Annotated in this window: 1 protein-coding gene; it reads left to right on the forward strand. The window is 79.4% G+C overall.

Annotated elements, in window-relative coordinates; translation table 11 throughout:
• Nucleotides 1-399, forward strand: a 399-nt coding sequence (locus CAY82_RS27755) for a TrmH family RNA methyltransferase (protein ID WP_256576355.1), incomplete at both ends; no start/stop codon positions are given.

Raw genomic sequence — 399 nt, forward strand, 5'->3', positions numbered from 1 at the left:
CCGCCGCCGTACGGGCGCTCGCGCGCGAGCTGGCTCCCGATGTCGGGGCCGACGTGGCCCGGCTGGTGCGCCGGGCGGAGCTCAAGGGGCTGCTGGCCCGCGTGCACCCCACCGGGGTCGCCGCGCTCGCCGTACGGCCCGACCGGGAGGCCGGCCGTGCCGCCCCCGGGCGGCTGCCGCGTCCCGCGCCCGTCGTCGTACTCGACAACCCCCGCAACCTCGGCAACGTCGGAGCCGTCGTCCGCCTGGCCGCCGGGTTCGGGGCCACCGGCGTGGTCACCCGCGGCGACCTGGACCCCTGGCACCCGAACGTCGTCCGGGCCGGAGCCGGGCTGCACTACGCCACCACCGTGGACCGGGTCGAGCTGGAGGAGCTGCCCCCGGGGCCGCTGTACGCGC

The organism is Pseudomonas sp. SID14000 (genome assembly GCF_002165135.1).
Taxonomy (GTDB): domain Bacteria; phylum Pseudomonadota; class Gammaproteobacteria; order Pseudomonadales; family Pseudomonadaceae; genus Aquipseudomonas.